Annotated in this window: 2 protein-coding genes; both read left to right on the top strand. The window is 72.7% G+C overall.

From position 1 onward, the window contains the following. Positions 1 to 25: 25 nt before the first annotated feature. A complete protein-coding gene (locus PKE99_RS37465; RefSeq protein ID WP_037053478.1) occupies positions 26 to 298 on the top strand; it encodes a UBP-type zinc finger domain-containing protein in 273 nt (90 codons plus the stop codon). Then, the coding region (locus PKE99_RS37460; RefSeq protein WP_271215016.1) for an FAD-dependent oxidoreductase at positions 295 to 1,587 on the top strand (1,293 nt) is incomplete at its 3' end. The genes PKE99_RS37465 and PKE99_RS37460, both read left to right, overlap by 4 nt.

Below are 1,587 nucleotides of genomic sequence, written 5' to 3'. Positions count from 1 at the left end.
TGCAGTCGAAGGGAACCGAGGACCGATGAACGTTCCGGTAGGGCTCGACCCGCACCTGGCCTTCGTCCGCGACGACGTCGAGCCCCGCACGCCCGAGGGATGCCAGGAGTGCCTGCGGACCGGATCGCCCTGGGTCCATCTGCGGCTGTGCCTGACCTGCGGGCACGTCGGCTGCTGCGACCAGTCCCCGGGCAGGCATGCCCGCCGGCACGCCGGCCTGGTCGGTCACCCGATCATCCGGTCGTTCGAGCCGGGCGAGGACTGGCGGTGGTGCTTCGTCGACGAGGCACCGGTGTGACCGCCCGGGAGTCGGCCGACCGGAAGAGCCCTGGCGTCGAGCAACTGCTGGCCGACGTGCCGCCCGGGGAGACGCCGGACGTGTCCGGGGCCTTTCCCCGCCTTGAGGAGACGCGCCTGCGGGAGCTGGAGGCCTGGGGGGAGCGTCGGCCCACGACACGCGGGGACGTGCTGGTCGCCGAGGGCGAGGCGGAGGACACCTTCTACGTGGTGCTCTCCGGCCGGGTCGCCGTCGTCGAAGCGCTCGGGACGCCCGACCAGCGTGTGGCGCGGTTGCACGGGTCCGGCCGCTTCCTCGGCGAGCTCGGTGTCCTCACGCGGCAGCCGGCCTTCCTGAGCGACGTCGTCGTCGACCCGGGTGAGGTCCTGGCGGTTCCGGCCGACCGGCTGCGTGCCCTCGCGGCGCGGGACCACGCCTTCGGTGATCTCGTGCTGCGGGCCTACCTCGTCCGACGATGGCTGGCGCTGGGCGAGGGCATCGGGTTCCGGATCATCGGCTCCAGGTACTCGGCCACCACCAGGCAGCTGCGCGAGTTCGCCGTCCGCAACCGGCTGCCGCACCGGTTCCTGGACCTGGAGACCGATTCCATGGCTGAGCAGCTGCTCCGCTCCCTCGGGCTCGGTCCCGGCGACACGCCGATCGTGCTGTACCGGGACCGGCTGCTGCGCAACCCCTCGACCGCCGAACTCGCGCCGATGTTCGGACTCCGCGACATCGGTGACGGCCGGGAGATCTGCGATCTCGTGGTCGTGGGGGCCGGCCCTGCCGGGCTCGCGGCGGCTGTGTACGGCGCCTCGGAGGGCCTGGACACCGCGCTGCTCGACGGCGTCGCGCCGGGCGGGCAGGCGGCGCGGACGTCGTGCATCGAGAACTACCTCGGCTTCCCCTCCGGGATCTCCGGGGGCGAGCTGGCCGAGCGCGCTGTGTTGCAGGCGGAGAAGTTCGGGGCGCGGCGGTCCGTCCCGTCGGAGGTGGTGGGGTTGGAGGAGCGCGACGGGAACCACGTGCTGCGGTTCGCCGACGGCGGTGAGTTGGCCACCCGCACGGTGATCGTCGCGTCCGGCGTGCGAGTCCGCCGGCTCCCGGTCCCCGGACTGGAGCAGTTCGAGGACACCTGCGTGTACTACGCGGCCACGCCCATCGAGGCCCAGCAGTGCGTCGGAGACCCGGTGGTGGTCGTGGGTGGGGGCAACTCGGCCGGCCAGGCCGCGGTCTTCCTCGCGGGCCATGCGGCCGAGGTCCACCTGGTGGTCAGGGAGCACGAACTCGACGAGAACATGTCGCGCTAC

The sequence above is a fragment of the Pseudonocardia halophobica genome, assembly GCF_027922425.1.
Taxonomy (GTDB): Bacteria; Actinomycetota; Actinomycetes; order Mycobacteriales; family Pseudonocardiaceae; genus Pseudonocardia; species Pseudonocardia halophobica.
The sequence above is the reverse complement of the archived record's forward strand: the minus strand, read 5'-3'. Positions and strand labels throughout refer to the sequence as shown.

Coding starts and splice junctions, on each gene's coding strand:
- PKE99_RS37465 (WP_037053478.1), top strand. CDS start 26: ATGAACGTTCCGGTAGGGCTCGACCCGCACCTGGCCTTCGTCCGCGAC.